At 71.9% G+C, this 16,709-nt stretch carries 10 protein-coding genes; 2 read left to right on the top strand and 8 right to left on the bottom strand.

All coding sequences use genetic code 11. The features are described from left to right. Positions 1 to 2: 2 nt before the first annotated feature. Genes ACO06A_RS17835 through ACO06A_RS17845 form a run of 3 tightly spaced genes read right to left on the bottom strand, consistent with a single transcriptional unit; the run spans position 3 to position 9,272 of the window. The gene (locus ACO06A_RS17835) at positions 3 to 1,316 is read right to left on the bottom strand and encodes a multicopper oxidase domain-containing protein (RefSeq protein ID WP_421733531.1); all 1,314 of its coding nucleotides are present in this window, start codon (positions 1,314 to 1,316) and stop codon (positions 3 to 5) included. Between the two features lie 5 nt (positions 1,317 to 1,321). Beyond that, positions 1,322 to 2,635 carry a multicopper oxidase domain-containing protein gene (locus tag ACO06A_RS17840; protein WP_421733532.1) on the bottom strand — a complete coding sequence of 438 codons (1,314 nt, stop codon included), beginning with the start codon at positions 2,633 to 2,635 and terminating at the stop codon, positions 1,322 to 1,324. Positions 2,636 to 2,666: 31 nt separating this feature from the next. Then, on the bottom strand, positions 2,667 to 9,272 hold the full coding sequence (locus ACO06A_RS17845) for an SdrD B-like domain-containing protein (protein WP_421733533.1): 6,606 nt from the start codon (positions 9,270 to 9,272) through the stop codon (positions 2,667 to 2,669). A gap of 251 nt (positions 9,273 to 9,523) precedes the next feature. Between ACO06A_RS17845 and ACO06A_RS17850 the strand changes: the two genes are divergently transcribed. Beyond that, positions 9,524 to 10,195, top strand: a complete 672-nt coding sequence (locus ACO06A_RS17850) for a response regulator transcription factor (RefSeq protein ID WP_421733534.1) — start codon at positions 9,524 to 9,526, stop codon at positions 10,193 to 10,195. Further along, positions 10,167 to 11,309, top strand: coding sequence for a sensor histidine kinase (locus ACO06A_RS17855; RefSeq protein ID WP_421733535.1), 1,143 nt, complete (start codon positions 10,167 to 10,169; stop codon positions 11,307 to 11,309). Before ACO06A_RS17850 ends, ACO06A_RS17855 begins: the two co-directional genes overlap by 29 nt. A gap of 38 nt (positions 11,310 to 11,347) precedes the next feature. Here ACO06A_RS17855 and ACO06A_RS17860 read toward each other — a convergent pair whose 3' ends face one another. The 5 genes from ACO06A_RS17860 to ACO06A_RS17880 all read right to left on the bottom strand — a co-directional run bounded on the left by ACO06A_RS17860 (position 11,348) and on the right by ACO06A_RS17880 (position 16,695). Next, entirely contained in the window at positions 11,348 to 12,664 is a 1,317-nt protein-coding gene (locus ACO06A_RS17860) for an NAD(P)/FAD-dependent oxidoreductase (RefSeq protein ID WP_421733536.1), read from the bottom strand. A 48-nt stretch (positions 12,665 to 12,712) separates the two neighbouring features. Next, the gene (locus ACO06A_RS17865) at positions 12,713 to 13,639 is read right to left on the bottom strand and encodes an RNA polymerase sigma-70 factor (RefSeq protein WP_421733537.1); all 927 of its coding nucleotides are present in this window, start codon (positions 13,637 to 13,639) and stop codon (positions 12,713 to 12,715) included. A gap of 16 nt (positions 13,640 to 13,655) precedes the next feature. Next, positions 13,656 to 14,396: an SDR family oxidoreductase gene (locus ACO06A_RS17870; protein WP_421733538.1), complete on the bottom strand. Its 741-nt coding sequence runs from the start codon at positions 14,394 to 14,396 to the stop codon at positions 13,656 to 13,658. Positions 14,397 to 14,486: 90 nt separating this feature from the next. After that, entirely contained in the window at positions 14,487 to 15,743 is a 1,257-nt protein-coding gene (locus ACO06A_RS17875) for a YibE/F family protein (protein ID WP_421733539.1), read from the bottom strand. 31 nt (positions 15,744 to 15,774) lie between these two features. Continuing rightward, complete coding sequence (locus ACO06A_RS17880; RefSeq protein ID WP_421733540.1) at positions 15,775 to 16,695, bottom strand: S1C family serine protease; 921 nt, start codon at positions 16,693 to 16,695, stop codon at positions 15,775 to 15,777. Between the last annotated feature and the right edge of the window lie 14 nt (positions 16,696 to 16,709).

The following is a 16,709-nucleotide window of genomic DNA, read 5'->3' on the forward strand; positions in this document are numbered from 1 at the left end:
GCTCATCCGCAGTCGTTGGGCGGAGGCGGGTTGATCCGCATGTAGGTGATGGGACCGGTCATGATCGCGCCCCACGAGGTGATCTGGAACAGGGCGTGGTTGTGGCTGATGATGTAGAACTCACCGCACTGGTTCAGGGTCGGCGTACCGGGCGGGAGCGTCTGCGAGCTCCCCAGGTACGGGCTGCCGCTGTAGAAGACGCCGATCACCTGGTTGGCCAGGCTCGGCACCGTCACGGGCACGGGGTTGCTGACCGGGTCGTACCCCTCGGCGTCGTACCAGCGGAACAGCACGTCCCAGGTCTGCCCGGGCCCGATGTTGATGGCGAACTTCTCGAACGAGAGGTCCTGGCCGGTCGGTCCCTCGAGCGGTCGCCCGTCGCGGCCGATCACGAGCCCGTTGTTGCCGTGCGGGTGGAACGGGAAGTCCTCCGTGCCCACGTTGAGGTAGCGCGCGAGGCCGGGCTGCGGGTGCGTCGTGGCGTCGAACGGGTTGACGGACGCCAGCGCCCCGTACGGCTGCGTGGGCAGCCAGGACGCCCCGTTGTCGGCGATGCTGTCGGGGAAGCCGCGTCCGTTGATCAGCCAGTACCGCGGGTGGTAGCTGTTCATGTTGAACGGCGTCCCTGCCTCGACCGCGGCGTGCTGGTACGGGTCGATCTCCGAGAGGAGCACCAGGAACTCCTCGGTCGGCGTGAACTGGCTGTCCGCCCGGTCGTACGCGAACGCGGCGCCCATCGTGGGCCGGACGATCAGGGCCCCGAACAGCCCCATCCGCACCTGCTTCTCGGGGTTGGTGCCGGACTCGTACAGGTAGGTGCCGGGCTTGGACGCGGTGAACGTGTAGCTGACCGTGCCGTCCACCGCGGCGGCGGTCGGGGCCAGCGAGGTCACCTGCCCGCCGCTGAGCACGGGCTGCACCGCTGCGCCGTCCGCGCGGACGTCCTCCTGGCCGGGGAAGACGATGGACGCGTCCTCCGGGAGCGTGTTGTGCAGGATCACCGTCACCTCGTCGCCCTCGTCCACGCACAGGACCGGGCCGGGGTGCTGGAAGGCGTCGAACCCGCTGGAGTACCCCCACATGAAGGCCGTGTTGCCGTCGGGCAGGCTGATGTACCCGGTCCGCGTGGTGAGGTCGAAGATCGGGCTCCCCGCCGCCCCGCCCGCGCCGGTGGTGCACACGATGCCGACGCGGGGTGGCGTGTCGGCGGCGGCGGGAGCGGCGCCGGTGAGGGCGGACGTGGTGGCCCACGCCAGCGCCAGCAGGGCGGCCAGCGCGGGACCGCGCAGGGCCCGACGAGGTCGGTTGGTGGTCACGGCGCTCAGACTCCCCAGTCGTTCGGATAGGCCTGCGGGGCGACGCCGCTCGCGTACACCCGGACCTCGGTGGCCTGGCCGCCGAACCCGCCCGGCGCACGGTTGCCGGACCGGGCGTACGCGCGGTTGTAGAGCATGTAGGTGTCGAACGGTCCCGGACCCTGGAGGGCAGGTGCCGTGAACACCACGTCGTAGCTCTCGCCGGGGCCGATGTTGAGCGTGTCCGTCTCGTACGACGTGTCGGTGCCGTCGCGTCCCCGCATGGGGGTCGCGTCCCGGCCGACCACCCGCATGCGCAGCCCGGAGAGCGTCATCGCCTGCTCGCGGAACCCGAGGTTGGCGAAGCGCAGCGCCACCCGCTCACCCGCGTTGCAGTTCACGAGAGACGAGTGGGGCTGGTACTTCAGGTTCGGGAACCCCGGCGGGGCGATCAGGTCGCCCGTAGCGTCGCTGACCGGGTGGAACGGGTCGATCGAGCCGTTCGGGGCGACGGTGTCCGGGTAGACGCGACCGTTCAGCAGGGCGAAGTCGGCCCGGTAGTCGCTCCACTCCGGCAGCTGGATGTGGGCGTCCGCCCAGTGCGACTCCGCCCAGACCTCGGACAGGAACATGGCGAACTCGCGGTCGAACCCGGTCGAGCCGTCGCCGTCGTTGTACATGTACGTGCCGCTCGGGTAGAGCGCGGTGTTCCCGTCCTGGAGGGGGCGGACGAAGACCAGGCCGGTCATCCCCATGTGCACGTGCTCCACGTCCTCGACGTGGCAGTGGTACATGTACGTGCCCGGGTGGCGCGGCCGATAGGCGTAGGTGAAGTCGCGGCCCATGGGCACGGACACCGACCCGGTCGGCTCGCCGTCGAAGAACGGGATGACGTTGCGGAACCCGTGCCAGTGCAGCGTGTGCGCGTCGAACAGGTCGGGTCGTTGCGCCAGGCCGAGGTTGTTCAGCTGCACCAGGAAGTCGACGGGGGCGGCGGGGTCGTACTGCTTCACCCAGAACAGGGGTGCGGAGTGCTGCGCCTTGTTCTTCTGGTTCGCCCGCTGGGTGGGCGTGAGCCCCGTGACGTTCCGGAAGCCGAAGATGTACGTGGTGAACGGCGCGGGCGCGTAGACGTCCGGGTGGAACGGCGGGATCGCCGGCGTGGGCGGCAGGTACATCCAGCCGTCGGTCCCCCCGAGGGCGAGGTCGGGTGCGCCGCCCGCCGCCAGAGCGGGCTCGGGCATGAGCACCCTGCCGGTCCACGCCACGCCGGCCACGGCGGCCACACCGCCGGCGACCCGCAGGAACTGGCGTCGACTCAGGCCTTCGTTCGCGGTCATCCCGCTGTCTCCCCTCGGGTGACGGAGCTGGTCAGGGGACATCGATGGCGTCCAGGTCCTGGGCGTCCGCGGTGAGCCGCAGCACGGTGCCGTCGAAGTACGTCGACCAGGTGCCGCCGTCGTTGCGGACGACGTCCTCGTCCTGCACGGCCAGCGCGCCGGGCGCGGTGGTGTCGGTGCCGTACGACAGGTAGACGTGCGTCGGGTCGGTCCAGACGAGCCCGTCGACGTTGGCCGTCGACCAGCCGACCGCGGAGGCGTCGACCATCCGGGTGTAGGAGCTGCCGCCGTTCCAGCGGTAGATGTCGGCGTCGTCGCCCGTGCCGCCGGCCCCGGGTGGCACCGTCGTGTTGTCGGTCGAGAAGTACAGCGTGGTGCCGACGACGCTGATCGCGTCGAGGTCGGTGCTGCCCACCCCGCTGACGCTCGCGTCGTAGAACAGCGACCAGGTGCCGGCGTCGTAGTAGAGGACGTCCTCGTCCTGCACCGCCAGGTCCGGCCCCGGGACGGGGATCGTCAGGTCGGTGCTGAACGACAGGTAGAAGTGCGTGTCGTCGATCCGGTCGAGGCCGTCGACGTTCGCGCCGGCGGGGAGCGGGTTGGTGATCGCCGAGACGTCCACCGCCCGCGTGAACTCGGTGCCGGTCCACCGGTACACGTCGGCGTCGTCCGCCGTGCCGGTCAGGTCGGTCGGGTTGGTGGCGCCGAGGGTGGAGAAGGACAGCGGTGCCGGAGCCGGACCGCCGCCCACCTCGTCGGCGCCGCTGTCGAACCCGCCGAGCGCCGGGCGCGTCTGGCCGTCGATGTCCAGGAGGGCGGCACCGAGGGTGGCCGGAGGCTGCTGGTAGGACGGGACCGCCTTGGTGGCTGCTCCGAGGTTGCACGCCGGGGACCCGGGGCACGCGCTCAGGTGGTAGTTGCCCAGCAGGTTCGGCGGCGCCTCGAGCGTCACCAGGGTGGCGTCGACGAACGCCGGGTTCTGCCGCCACGTGGCGAAGGCGACCGAGACGTCGTACTCCTGCACGACGGCGGGGGACACGCCCACCGTGTTGGTGGCGCTGGCGGTGTACGGGTGCGGTCCTGCCGTCTGCTGGAGCACCGAGGTGGTCGGGGCCAGCAGGCCGCTGCCGTCGCCGGTGCCCAGGTCCCAGTGGTCGACCGGGGTGGCGTCGCCCGCCACGCCGATGCCGGTCACGGTGGTCCCGGCGCGGGTGCCGGCGCGGTTGTCCCAGAAGACGTTGTTGAACAGCAGCGGGTTGCTGAACAGCGGGGAGCCGGCGGGCAGGGTCGCCTGGAGCTCGTCGCTGTTCCCCGTGCTGGACAGCCCTGCGGGCATCGGCTGGCCGTCGGACGTCACGGCCGTGGCCGTCGTCAGGTTCTTCATGATCGTGTTGTGGGAGACCCGCACGTTCGGGGCGTCGTCGATGGCGATGCCGCCGCCCTCGTGGGTGGACACGTTGTTGACGATCATGTTGTCGACCACGTGCATCGGGTAGTTGCCGGCCATCAGGAAGCGCACGCCGCCGCCGTCGTCGTTGGCCAGGTTCGCCTGGATCTGGTTGGCGTAGATGTCGACCGGGCCGGAGCCGGGGGAGAGCGTGCCGGGCGTCGCCGGCAGCTCGCCGGCGATCATGATGCCGCCGCCCTCGTCGTTGGAGTTGTTGAAGTAGATGCGGTTGTGGTGGATCTTGCCGTTCGGGCTCAGGCCGTAGGCGCTCACGCCGCCGCCGTACTCGAGCGAGAAGTTGCCGCAGATGTCGTTGCGGGCCACCTCGTAGCGGTCCGCACCGGCGAAGATCCCGACGCCGCCCGCCAGGTTGGTCCCGGCGTTGGAGATGATCCGGTTGTTGGCGATCCGGACGTCCTCGTTGTGCTGGCTGGTGTCCGGCGCCGGCAGGTCGGGCGTCCCCAGCCGGATCGTGCCGTAGCCGCCGCCGTTGTTCTGCACCACGTTGTTGGTGATCTGGAGATGCCGCGCGTAGGCGTTGGCCATGATCGCGCCGCCCTGCGTGACGATGTTCGGGGGCAGCCCGGTCGGCCCACCGGTGAGGTCGTTGATGTTCCCCGGGAAGCCCGTCTGGTCGCCGCCGCGGATGTCGAAGCCGTCGATGCCGGCCTTGAACGCGGCCGTGAACTGGCGCGCCCGTCCGGCGGCGGTGGTGGCGTTCTGCGAGGCGAGCACGTAGATGGCCTCGCCGTCGTTCACGTCCTGGTTGCCGTCCCAGGTGAGCGTGCCCAGCTTGGTGTACCAGTCGGTGGCCAGGACGCTGTCGCCGCCGAAGGCGCTCGCGTCGATGATCGAGCCGGGCACGAACGTGCTGCCCTGGAACCCGCCGGGGCCGACGCCCTGGAGCTTGACCGGGGAGGCGACGATGAGGTTCTCGTAGTACGCACCACGGGGGTTGTTGCGCGGGTTGGCCAGGTCGGGCTGACCGGGGTAGACGACCACCAGGTCGTCGCCGGCGCTGGAGAACGCGGCGTCGAGCGCGGGCTGGATCTTGGTGAACGCCTTGCCCGCACCGACCTCGTACACGTTCGGCAGGTAGCCGCCCGGGAGCAGGGCGACGTTGCCGCCCGCGAAGTTGTCGAACCGGACGTCGTTCGGCGTGTTGAAGCTCGCCGCCGCGGTCGCGGTGAACCGGACACCCGTGCGCCCGCCACCGGAGACGAGGGCGGCCGGCCAGGGGGTCGCACCGCTCGCCACGTTGACGGACCCGACGAGGACGCCGTTCTTATAGACGTTCACGGTGCCGTCGGACAGCGCCCGGGCGCCCAGCTGGTCGCCGTTGGCGTACGTGACGCCGGGGAGCGTGCCCTGGACGACGGGGTTGGTCACCTGCGCCGCGGAGGCGGCCGTCGAGACGACGACGCTGCCGGTGGTCGCGTTGTACATCGCCGCGATGTAGCTGGTCACGGCGCCGCCGCCGCCGGTGCCGACCTTCAGCAGCACGCCGCCCTGGCGGTTGCCGCTGTTCACGACCGTCTTCAGGAACGTGAAGCGCACGTCCTGGTTGGCGCCGAACCCGGTACCGGAGATCCGGTAGATGGTGCCGCCGGTCGAGCGCACCTGCGCCTGGTTGGCCGTGGTCGTGGGCGTGCTCGGGGTGATCCGGAACAGGCTCGTCGTCTGGCTGCCCGGGCCGCCCCAGCCGCTGCCGAGCGGCTGGGTGGTGCTGGTCGTGCTGCGGTTGAACGTGTCGAGCACGAGGCCCGCCGGGAACGTGGCGTAGCTCCGCCGCAGCACGTGGAACGTCAGGCCGTTGACCGTGCTCTGGCCGTTGCCGGCCGTGACGGCGAGCTGGTGGGGTCCCGGGGTCGTCGAGGCGGGGACCGTGACCGCGATCTGGGTGGTGCTCCACGACGTGGTGGGCAGCACCGTGGTGCCGTCGAGCGTGACGCGGCCCGCGCCCTGCGTCGCGCCGAACCCCGTGCCGGTGATCGTGAACGTCCCGCTGTCGCGCACGTAGGGCTGCGAGACCGCGAGCAGCTGCGGCGTGGCGTCGTCGAGGCTGCAGGTCACGACCTGCGGGAGGCCGGTGCCCGGCGACTCGATGGTCATGCCCACCTGGGTGGGTGCGAGGTCGGTGGGGATGATCAACCCGGGGAACGCCTCGAACTCCGTGGCGATCGTGCGGTACCGCGGGTTGTAGTTCGGGTTCAGGTGGCCCGGGATCCCGGGGTCGTTGGCCACGAACCGGTACATGTTCGCGCAGACCCCGGACGGCGTCGGGCAGCTGATGTGGTTGGTCGAGGGCAGCAGGACGTCGTAGATGCCGTTGAAGTCGGACTCGGTGGTGTAGACGAGCCGGTCGCTGAAGTCGTAGATGCCCACGGGGGCGAACGGGACGCCCGCCTTCTCGCCGTACATCGTCGAGCGCTTGTCGGTGGAGAAGTTGATGTCGTCGACCACGAGACCGCGCAGGCGCGCCGGGATCGGGACGTCGGTGAACACGTTGAACATCGGCACGATCGACTTGCCGTTGTTGACCCGCACGAGCTTGGTGTCGCAGCGCGGCCGCGGGGTGCCCTCGTACGGCGACGCGCCGATGTCGACGAACGTGGTGTTGTGCGTCGCGGTCGAGGCGGGCACGGTCACGCCCACTGGGACGTCGTTGGTCACGCCGCCGTCACCGACGACCTGGGCGTACCCGTCCGTCCCGTCGCCCTCGACGTCGACCGTGTGCAGGGCGCCCGCGCACGCCGGCGGCGGGACCTGCGGCACGATCTGGTCGCCGTTGCCGATGTTGATGTCCTCCTCGCCGGTGACCTTGTACGTCGGGTCGCCCGTGGCGTCGGCGGGAATGTCGAGCCGCACCAGGTAGTCGCCCGCGCCCAGCGGAGCGAACCCGCCCGGGCACGTCGGCTCGAACGGTTCGACCGCGGGGTCCGGCACGACGAGCGACCCGTCGAGGCAGCCGTCCCCGAACCCGTAGTTGCCGTCGACGGAGGCGCCGAAGTTGGCGTCGGGCGTCCCCTGGTCGGTCGGGTACGGCCCGAACTGGATCTCCTGCATGAAGCTGGAGAGGCACTCGCCGTCCGTCTCCTGGTCCGGCGCCAGCACGTTCTCGTCGGTGCCGTGGACCAGGGGGTTGCCGTCGACGTCCCGCGCGGTGCAGCCCGTGGGCCGGCTCCAGTGCTCGGTCACGTACTCGTTGATCAGCGTCCCGGTCGCGTAGGACCCGTCGGCGGCGAGCTCGTACTGCTCGTTCGCGTCGCACGGCGCGCTCGTCGTGCCGCAGGCCACGGGCGTCCACAGCTCGACCGGGATGCCGGACACGCCGGGCTGCCAGTCCTCGGAGACGGCGTACTGCGGGTCGAGCTCGTTGCGGGTGGTGTCGTAGCTGACCGTGCCGACGATGCCGCCGTTGCGGGGGTCGACGTGGTTCGCCCCGGTCGGGTCGTACGCGTGCACGCCCCAGTCCATCCGGCCGCCGAGGCCGATGATGTTGAGCACGCCGACGTCGACGCCGGCGCCCTTCACCGTGGTGGGGGTCGGCTGGTTGTCCGCCTGGTACGTCACGCCGGTGGTGTAGAAGGAGTCGCTGTAGGCCTCCATGACCAGCCACTCACCGAGCGGGTACGCGGACTCGAAGGTGTAGTGCCCGGTGGCGTCGGTGGTCGCGGAGGTCTGGCCGCGGTCCATGAGCGAGTTCTCCTGGCGCCGCAGGGTGAGCGTGAAGTTGGAGACGCCGTTCTCGCCCGCATCCTTCGACCCGTTGCGGTTGGTGTCGTTGAAGACGTAGCCGTCGTAGGTGGTCCACCACCCGTTCAGTCCGACGTTGCCCAGGTCCTGCGTCTCGCCGTTGCTGACGGTCACGTTCAGCATGTTGAGGTTGTACGCCTGCGGCTCGTCCCACCAGCTGAGCATGTAGTTGCCGTCGGGGACGCCCGAGATGTCGAAGTGCCCGTTCGCGTCGCCGCGGCCCACCCAGACCGCCTGGTCGCCGTTCTGGAGGTCGGCCAGCGAGAGCCACGGTCGGACGATCGGCTTGTCCACCTTGGTCCCCGTGTTCCCGCCCCAGAAGTCGAAGGCTCCGCCCTTGGGGGGCGTGTAGGTCTTGATCCCTACGACGGTGCCCGTGATGTGCCCGGCGGCCGACGGCGAGAGCGGCTGCCCGTCGTGCGTGGGCGGAGCGAACCCGAACAGGGGCTGAGGCACCTGCTCACCGCCCTGGACGAACTCGGTGTCGTACCCCGTCATCCCCTCCATCACCCAGGCGTCCCAGTCGTGGTTGCCCTCGAGCGTGGTGGTCTGGATCCAGGACTGCCCGTCCGGGGGGATCGCGGAGAACGCGTACCGGTTGGTGCCCAGGTGGGGGATCGTCAGCAGGCCGTCGGCGTCGCTCACGCACTGGCCGCCCATGGTGTCGACCACCGGCGCCATGTCCGCGTCGAGGTCCGCCAGCGGGATCTGGTGCGTGACCGGGTCCTCGCCCACGTAGGTGGTGCACAGGGGGTTGCCGTAGACGTCGGTGCTGACCTCGCCGAGGTAGTCCGTGATCTGCCCCACGAAGCCCGGGAGGCCGGCGTCGCCCGGGTCGAGCGTGCCGTTGGTCGGGGCGGTGTCGGCGAACACCTGGCCGCGCAGGGTCGAGTCCGGCAGGGGGTTCGGCTGGAGCTCGACCACGAGCTCCGTCGGGTCGGCGAGCGGCATCGTGACGTGCGCGCCGTCGATCTTGTAGCCGTCGGCCAGCACGGAGACGAGGTAGCGGCCGTCGGGCAGGCTCAGGGAGCTCGTGCCGGTGACGTCGTCCTGGTCGCCGTGCGTGTAGATGGTGCTCGAGCGGGGGACGTCGCGGATCGACGGCCACGGGCAGGACTGCGGGTAGCCGGCGTCGCTCGGCGCGCACCCCGTGCCGGGAGCGGGGGAGCGGACCGCGGAGGTCCCCGTGTTGTCGTTGCTGACGAGGAACTGGAACTCGGTCACCAGGTCGCCCTTGTCGACTCCGGCTCCGCCGAACGCGCGGGGCTCGGTCCGCGCGCTGATCACGTGCAGCCGGAGCTCGTTCGACGCCGCGTGTGCCGCGACGACGGGCAGCGCGACGAGCATCGCCACCGACAGAGCGAGCGCGGCGAGCCCGGAGGCTGCCTTCCGCCACGCAGGAATCTTCGTCGCGACTGCCGTCTGTCCACGCATGCGCTGCACCCTCCCCGGACGCCGTGATCCCCAAGGTCGTCCGTCCGAGAGGTCCGACCTGCGTTCGTGGCGAAGCCGTCATGACTCCGTCATCTGGCCGTCATGAGGCGTCGGGGCGCCGGGGGTGGGGTGAATTCCTCCTGGTTTGCGTGCATTTGCCACCGGTCCGCAGGATGCTGCGTAGGGATCTGTGGCAGGGCGGTACCCGCTGCAACGACGCGGCGGCTGGTCGACGTCTGCGGGGCGGGTCGATGAGCACGGTGATGGTGGTCGACGACGAGGAGCGCATCCGCGCGCTCGTGGGCCGGTCCCTGTCCGCTGAGGGGCACCGTGTGGTGACCGTCGCCGACGGCCAGAGCGCCTTGGACCGGCTGGCGTCGGGCGGCATCGACCTGGTCCTGCTCGACCTGCTCATGCCGCACGGCAACGGGCTCTCGGTGCTCGCCTCCCTCGGGCAGCGGCAGGACGCCACACCGGTGATCGTGCTCTCGGCGGTCACCGACGTGGCCGCGCGCGTGCAGGCACTCGAGCGTGGGGCGGTTGACGTCGTCGCCAAGCCGTTCTCGCTGGTCGAGCTGCTCGCGCGCACGCGCCGCCACCTCGGTGCCGGGCGGACGCCCCCGACGCAGTCGCGGTACCTGAGCGCCGGGGGGATACGCCTCGACCTCGACCGCCGACGCGTGCACCTGCCCGACGGCGAGGTGTCCCTCACGGAGCGGGAGTTCGCGCTCCTGGCCCACCTCATGCGCCGACGCGGCGAGGTCTGCCGGCGCGACGAGCTGCTCCAGGCGGTGTGGGGCCTCGACTTCGATCCCGGCAGCAACGTCGTCGAGGTGTGCGTGGGACGCCTGCGCGGGAAGCTCGGGAACCACGCCACGATCGAGACGGTGCGCCGTGTCGGCTACTGCTTCGACGGCGACTGACGCTCCAGCGGCGCCCGGCGACGGGCCGGCGCGCGCGGACCTGTACCTCCTGTGGCTCGGCTTCGCGACGCTGTGCACGGGCCTGATGTGGGTGTGGCCCGGCAACGAGACGATCCCGTACCACCTGGCGTGGGCCGCGTTCGCGCTGCTCTACGCCCTGGGCAACTGGCCTCTGCGGTGGGCGGTCGCGGGCGTGTCACTGTGCGCCGCGGCCACCGGGGCCGTGCTCCTGGTCAGGGCCTCGACGGGCTACATCCCCTGGCAGGAGACGACCGAGATCCCGCTGATGACGCTCCTCGTGGTGCTCGGGGTCTGGCACGTGCGCCGGCGCCAGCTGGCGCTCCGGACGGTCACGGAGATGGCGCAGCGCGAACACCGGCAGGCGGCCGACCGCGAGCGGCTCACCCGACTGACGTCACATGAGATGCGGACCCCGTTGACGATCGCGCGAGGCTACGTCGAGCTTCTCCTGGGACGGGTGGTCGAGCCGGGCGAGCGGCACGACCTGTCGGTCATCGATGACGAGCTCAGCCGGCTCACCCGGGCGACCGAGCGGCTGGTGCGCGCCATCCGCTTCCAGGGCGGCGCGGACCTGGGGCGCGTGGACGTCGACGCCCTGCTCCGGGAGACCGTCGACCGGTGGGCGCAGGTGGCCGACCGCGAGTGGGTGGTGGAAGCCCGCGCGGGTGAGGTGCTCGGGTCCTCGGAGCGCCTCCGCGCCTGCCTGGACACGCTGATCGAGAACGCCCTGCGGTACACGGGGGACGGTGACACGGTGCGGCTCAGCGGCACGCGCGGCGCACGGTCGGTCGAGGTGGCCGTCGCCGACTCGGGGCCCGGACTGAGCGCCGACCTGCGGGCCGCGATCAACGGTGCGGACGATGCGGAGGCGCTGCGCGACGAGCTCTCCCAGACCGGCCTCGGGCTCGGTCTGGTGCGCGACGTGGTCGCGGCCCGGGGCGGCAGGGTGCGTGCGGGTGTCGCGCCCGAGGGCGGGGCTCTGCTGGTGATGCAGCTTCCCGTCCACGCGAGCAGGGTCGCGACCGTGCGCTCGGACGACCTCGCGGTGCGCCGGCTCGCGCCTGAGGCGCGGGTACCCGACATCACCGTGTGACACTCCCGGGATCGGTGCCCGCCCGGGCCGCCCGCTGGTCAGCGCGGGGCGCCACCGCGGACGAAAGCCTCGCGCGGGTGCTGGACGCTCGCCAGCGAGACGATGTCCCGGCCGAAGACAGCGGCTGCCAGCCAGACGGCGAGCACCCGGATCTTGCGCTCCCACGTGGGGACCGCGAGCACGTGGTAGCCGCGGTGCATGACCCAGGCCGGGAAGCCCGTGACGACGAGGCGACGGTACTGGAACACACCCTGGCCCAGCCCGAGCGTGGCGACGACCCCCAGGCTGTGGTGCACGTAGTCCTTCGGCATCCCGCCGCGGAGCACCGCGGTGATGTTCGCCGCGAGGTGCCTGCCCTGGCGCACGGCGTGCTGAGCGTTGGGCACGGTGCGCGCACCGGGGGAGCCGGCTGCGAGGTCGGGCACCGCGGCGTCGTCGCCGGCCGCCCACGCGTCCGGCACCGGTGCGTCGGCCGTGCCGATCCGCAGGTCCGCGCGGACGTGCAGGAAGCCGCGCTCGTCGACCGGCAGGTCGGTGTGCTGCGCGACCACGGGGTTGGCCGCGTTGCCGGCTGCCCACACGATGAGCTCGGAGTCGAACTCCTGGCCGGTGGACAGCACGACGTGCCCGTCGACCGCCGAGACCAGCTGCGTGCTCAGGTGCACGTGCGCGCCGCGCTCCTCCAGGGCGCGGACCACCCACCGTCCCGGGCCGTCCGTCACCTCGGGCAGGATGCGCCCGGACGCCTCGACCAGGTGGAAGCCCAGGTCAGCGAGCGACAGCTCCGGGTAGGAGTGGAGCAGGGACGTGGCCAGCGACAGCAGCTCGCCGAAGCCCTCGACCCCGGAGAAGCCGCCACCGACGAACGTGACGGTGAGCAACCGCTGGCGCTCCGGTCCCGGCGGCAGCACGGACGCGCGGTCGAACGCCGTCAGCAGGCGGTCGCGGATCGCGACGGCCTCCTCGACGTGCTTCATCCCGATCGCCTGCTCGGCGACTCCCGGCACGGGGAACCTGCGTGTCACGGCTCCGGCGGTGATGACGATGACGTCGTAACCGAGCTCGAGGTCGTCGCCGTCGGCCGGACGGATCTGCAGCGTCCGGCGGGCGTGCTCGACCCGCGTCACCTCGCCCGCGACGATCCTGCTGCGGCGCAGGTGCGTGCGCAGCGACACCGCCGCGTGCCTGGCCTCGACCGACCCCGCCATCACCTCGGGCAGGAACGGCTGGTACGTCATGTACGGGCGCGGGTCGATGACGGTGATCTCCGCCTCGTCCGGGCGCAGCGTCTTCTCCAGGTTCCAGGCGGCATAGAAGCCCGCGTAGCCACCGCCGACGATCACGATCCTCTGCATGTGTGTCACACCCTCTCGACCGCGCAGCGCGTCGGAACGTGACAGTGGTCAGGCTCCCGCGGCGAAGTGCTGCAGCTTGCTGGGGCTGACCTGGATGAACACGCGCTCGATCCCGCGCGCGGAGCCGTCGAGCGTGACGATCGCCTGCGGCCGCCCGTCGGCTGTCGTCACCAGCAGCGCGGCGCCGCCGTTGGCCTCGACGATCCGCAGTGCGGAGTCGTGCCAGTACTTGCGCAGGACGTTGTCGAGGAACGTGACGGTGCGTGCGGCACCGACCAGCTCGACGCGCGAGGCGTGCACCTCTCCGCCGCCGTCGGGGCGGACGACGACGTCGTCGACCAGCAAGCGCTCCAGCCCCTCGAGGTCGCCGACCTGCGCGGCCGCCACGAACGACTCGAGCAGTCGGCGCTGCTGGGCCGGCGACGCGGGCGCGGACCGCTCGGAGTCGAGGTGCTCCCGCGCGCGCCGGGCGACCTGCCGCGCGTTCGCCTCCGAGATGTCGAGCACGTCGGCGATCTCCCGGTAGGAGTACCCGAAGGCCTCGCGCAGCACGTACGCCGCCCTCTCGGTGGGGCCGAGCTTCTCCAGCAGGAGCAGGACGGCTGTCCCGAGCGCCTCGGCCCGTTCCGCGCCGAGCGCAGGATCGGCGCTGGTGTCCACCGGCTCGGGCAACCACGGCCCGATGTAGGTCTCCCGCCGAGCGTGCGCGGACGTCGTCGCGTTGATCGCGAGCCGCGTCGTCGTCGTGGTGAGGAACGCCGCGGGGTTGCGCACCTCGCGGCGGTCCGTGCCCTGCCAGCGCAACCAGGCGTCCTGCACCACGTCCTCGGCCTCCGCGACGCTGCCCAGCATCCGGTAGGCGATGCCGAACAGGCGCGGGCGCACGTCCTCGAACGCGCGCACGTCCGTGTCGGGGACGTTCTGGTTCCACCACGTGCGCGGGGCGGCGGTGTTGTCGGCGGTGTCGCTGGCCACCGTCACAGGCTAGGGGTCACCGGGCCGTCCACTCCTCGAGGCGCGTGGAGCCGAGGGCGGCGTCGCCGAGCGGGACCAGCGTGTCCTCCTGGAGCCTCGCGCCGAAGTAGGGCGCCGCGGGGTCGGTCACCACATCGCGCGGGTCGTCACGCCCGGCCAGGAAGCGGCGGCCGAGGTCGTCGAGACGGAAGCGCTCCGGCCCGGCGATCTCGACCCGGCCGTTCGTCGGTGCGCCCACCGCGACGTCGAGCAGGGCGGCCGCGACGTCGTCCGCGGCCATCGGCTGGATCAGCACGTGCGCCAGCCGCACCGTCGAGCCGTCGGTGGCGGAGTCGACGATGCCGCCCACGAACTCGAAGAACTGGGTGGCGTGCACCAGCGAGTACGGCACTGCGGAGCTCGCGATGAGCTTCTCCTGCGCGATCTTGGCGCGGAAGTAGCCGCTCTCGGGCAGCCGCTCGGTGCCCACGACCGACAGGGCGACGTGGTGCCGCACCCCGGCGACCGCCTCGGCCGCGAGCAGGTTCCGCGTGGAGGTCTCGAAGAACTCCAGCACCGCGGCTGCCTCGAACGACGGCGAGTTCGACACGTCGACCACGACCTCCGCGCCGACGAGCGCCTCGGCCAGACCCTCACCGGTGAGCGTGTTCACGCCCGTCCCGGGGGAGGCGGCCACGGCCTGGTGGCCCTGGGCGGACAGCAGCGCGACCAGCTTCGAGCCGATGAGCCCGGTACCTCCGATGACGACGACCCTCATGACGTGACCTCCCGTTGTCGACGGCCGGCGACGCGCCGGCAACACCCTTTCGACCGGACAGGCCTCCGAGACGTGACACGCCCCGGGTCGCTAGTGCGCGTGGCTGTGCCCGGGTGACCGACGCAGGGTGCCGGCCGGCTGCCCGAGCGCGACTCGCGCGGCGATGGCGGTGGTGAACGGGATCGCGAGGATCAGCCCCATCGCGCCGGCCAGGGTCCGCACGATCTCCTGCGCGAACTCCCCGCCGGTGAGCGTCTGGGCCAGCGGCAGGCCGTAGATCTGCAGCAGGAGCAGGACGGGCAGCGACGCTCCCGCGTAGGCGAACGCGATGGTGTAGATCGTCGAGGCGATGTGGTCCCTCCCGATCCGCATCCCGCCCGTGAAGAGTCGGCGCCAGCTCGCCCCGGGGTCGGCGGCACGCAACTCCCAGACTGCCGACGCCTGCGTGATCGTGACGTCGTTGAGCACGCCGAGGCCGGCCAGCACGACGCCGCAGAGGAACACACCGCGCAGGGCGGCGGCGCCGTTGTCACCGAGCAGGGCCGCCAGCCGGAAGTCCTCCTCGGACGTCGCGCCCGACAGGTGCGCCGCGTGCGCGCCCAGCGCCCCGAGCGCGCCGACGAGCACCAGCCCGGTGAGGGTGCCCAGCAGCGCGGTGCTGGTGCGCAGCGAGAACCCGTGGGCGAGGTAGAGCACGATCGCCATGATCACGGCAGACGCACTGAGGGCGAGGACCACGGCGTCCTCGCCGGCGATGAGCCCGGGCAGGACGTACTGCCAGAGCACGACGAAGGCGATGACCAGGCCCGCGATCGCGCGCAGCCCGCGCCACCCCGCCACCAGCGCGGTGACCAGGACGAACGCGAGAGCGAGCGTGGCCAGCGGCACGCCGCGCGCGAAGTCCGACCACGCCCACACCTCCGGGGCGCCGTCGGCAGCGGGGTAGTGCTGGACCACGATCCGAGTCCCGTCCCGCAGGTCGGCGGCGGTCACGGTGGCGGTCGCCCACACCTCGATGGCCGCCCCTGCCTGCGCCCCCGAGGTGACGGTCGCGAGCACGCGCAGACACTGCACCTGGTCCGGTTGCGAGCCGTCGGGGAGCCGGTCCTCGATGGTGGACTGGCACTGCTCGGTCCGTGTGCCGGTGACCTGCGCGGTCACGTGCTCGACGTCCACGTCGACCAGCCCGGCCCGCTGACCGACGGGGTCGGCGTCCTGCGGCCACGTGAGCGCCATGGCGACCACCGCGGCCAGGAGCAACGGTCCCAGGATCAGGGCGAGAGCACGGGTGGCGGGAGGCCAGTCACGCGGATGCCGGTGCGTGACCGGAAGCTCGGGGGCGCTCACGCCGACGATTGTCCGGCACCGGACGCCCTGGTCACGGCAGCGCGAGCTCGCACGGGAAGACCAGCACGTCGACCAGCGCCCCGTTGCGCCAGACCGTGACCTCGATCCGTCGGTCGATCGCGTCCTCGACCATGAGCTTCTGGACGGCGGTCGCGGTCACCACCCGGCTGCCGTCGAGCTCGACCACGATGTCGCCGCGGTGCAGGTCGGCCTGGGCAGCGGGGCTGCCGGGGGAGACGCCGGAGATCTGCAGCCCGGTCGGCGACCCCAGGCGCTCGGCGAGGTGCGGCGGCAGCGGCACCTGGGTGCCGGCGATGCCCAGCCACGCGCGTCGCACCCGCCCGTGGGTCATCAGGGTCGCGATGATCTCGCGCGTGGTGGCGTTGATGGGCACAGCCAGGCCGACGCCGATCCCCGCGAGCGCCGTGTTCACGCCGACCATGCGCCCGCCGCTGTCGGCGAGCACGCCGCCGCTGTTGCCGGGGTTCAGCGCCGCGTCGGTCTGCACCACCTCGTCGACCACCCGGCCGGCCGTCGTCGGCAGGGACCGGCCCAGGGCGGACACGATCCCCGCGGTGACGCTGCCGGCCAGCCCGAGCGGGTTGCCCAGCGCGATCACCAGCTGACCCACCCGCAGCGTCGCCGCGTCGCCCAGGACGACGGGTGCCGGCACGTCCCCGCGGGTCAGCAGCACCGCGAGGTCCGACAGCGGATCGCGCCCGACGACGTCGGCACGTACCGTGGTCCCGTCGGTGAACGCCGCCTCGGCACCCGTGGCACCCGCGACGACGTGGGCGCTGGTGAGCAGGTAGCCGTCGGTGGTGATCACGCTGGCGCTCCCGGCACCCGTGCCGCGCGGGGTGCGCACGCTCAGGCTGGCGACGCTCGGCAGCACGGTCTCCGCGACGGTGACGACCGTGCGGGAGTACGCGTCCAGGGGCTCCTCGTCCATCCCCGGTACAGCGA

Source organism: Cellulomonas sp., from assembly GCF_965229465.1.
In the GTDB taxonomy this organism is placed as follows: domain Bacteria; phylum Actinomycetota; class Actinomycetes; order Actinomycetales; family Cellulomonadaceae; genus Cellulomonas.

Coding starts and splice junctions, on each gene's coding strand:
- ACO06A_RS17840 (WP_421733532.1), bottom strand. CDS start 2,635: ATGACCGCGAACGAAGGCCTGAGTCGACGCCAGTTCCTGCGGGTCGCC.
- ACO06A_RS17860 (WP_421733536.1), bottom strand. CDS start 12,664: ATGCAGAGGATCGTGATCGTCGGCGGTGGCTACGCGGGCTTCTATGCC.
- ACO06A_RS17850 (WP_421733534.1), top strand. CDS start 9,524: ATGAGCACGGTGATGGTGGTCGACGACGAGGAGCGCATCCGCGCGCTC.
- ACO06A_RS17845 (WP_421733533.1), bottom strand. CDS start 9,272: ATGCGTGGACAGACGGCAGTCGCGACGAAGATTCCTGCGTGGCGGAAG.
- ACO06A_RS17870 (WP_421733538.1), bottom strand. CDS start 14,396: ATGAGGGTCGTCGTCATCGGAGGTACCGGGCTCATCGGCTCGAAGCTG.
- ACO06A_RS17880 (WP_421733540.1), bottom strand. CDS start 16,695: ATGGACGAGGAGCCCCTGGACGCGTACTCCCGCACGGTCGTCACCGTC.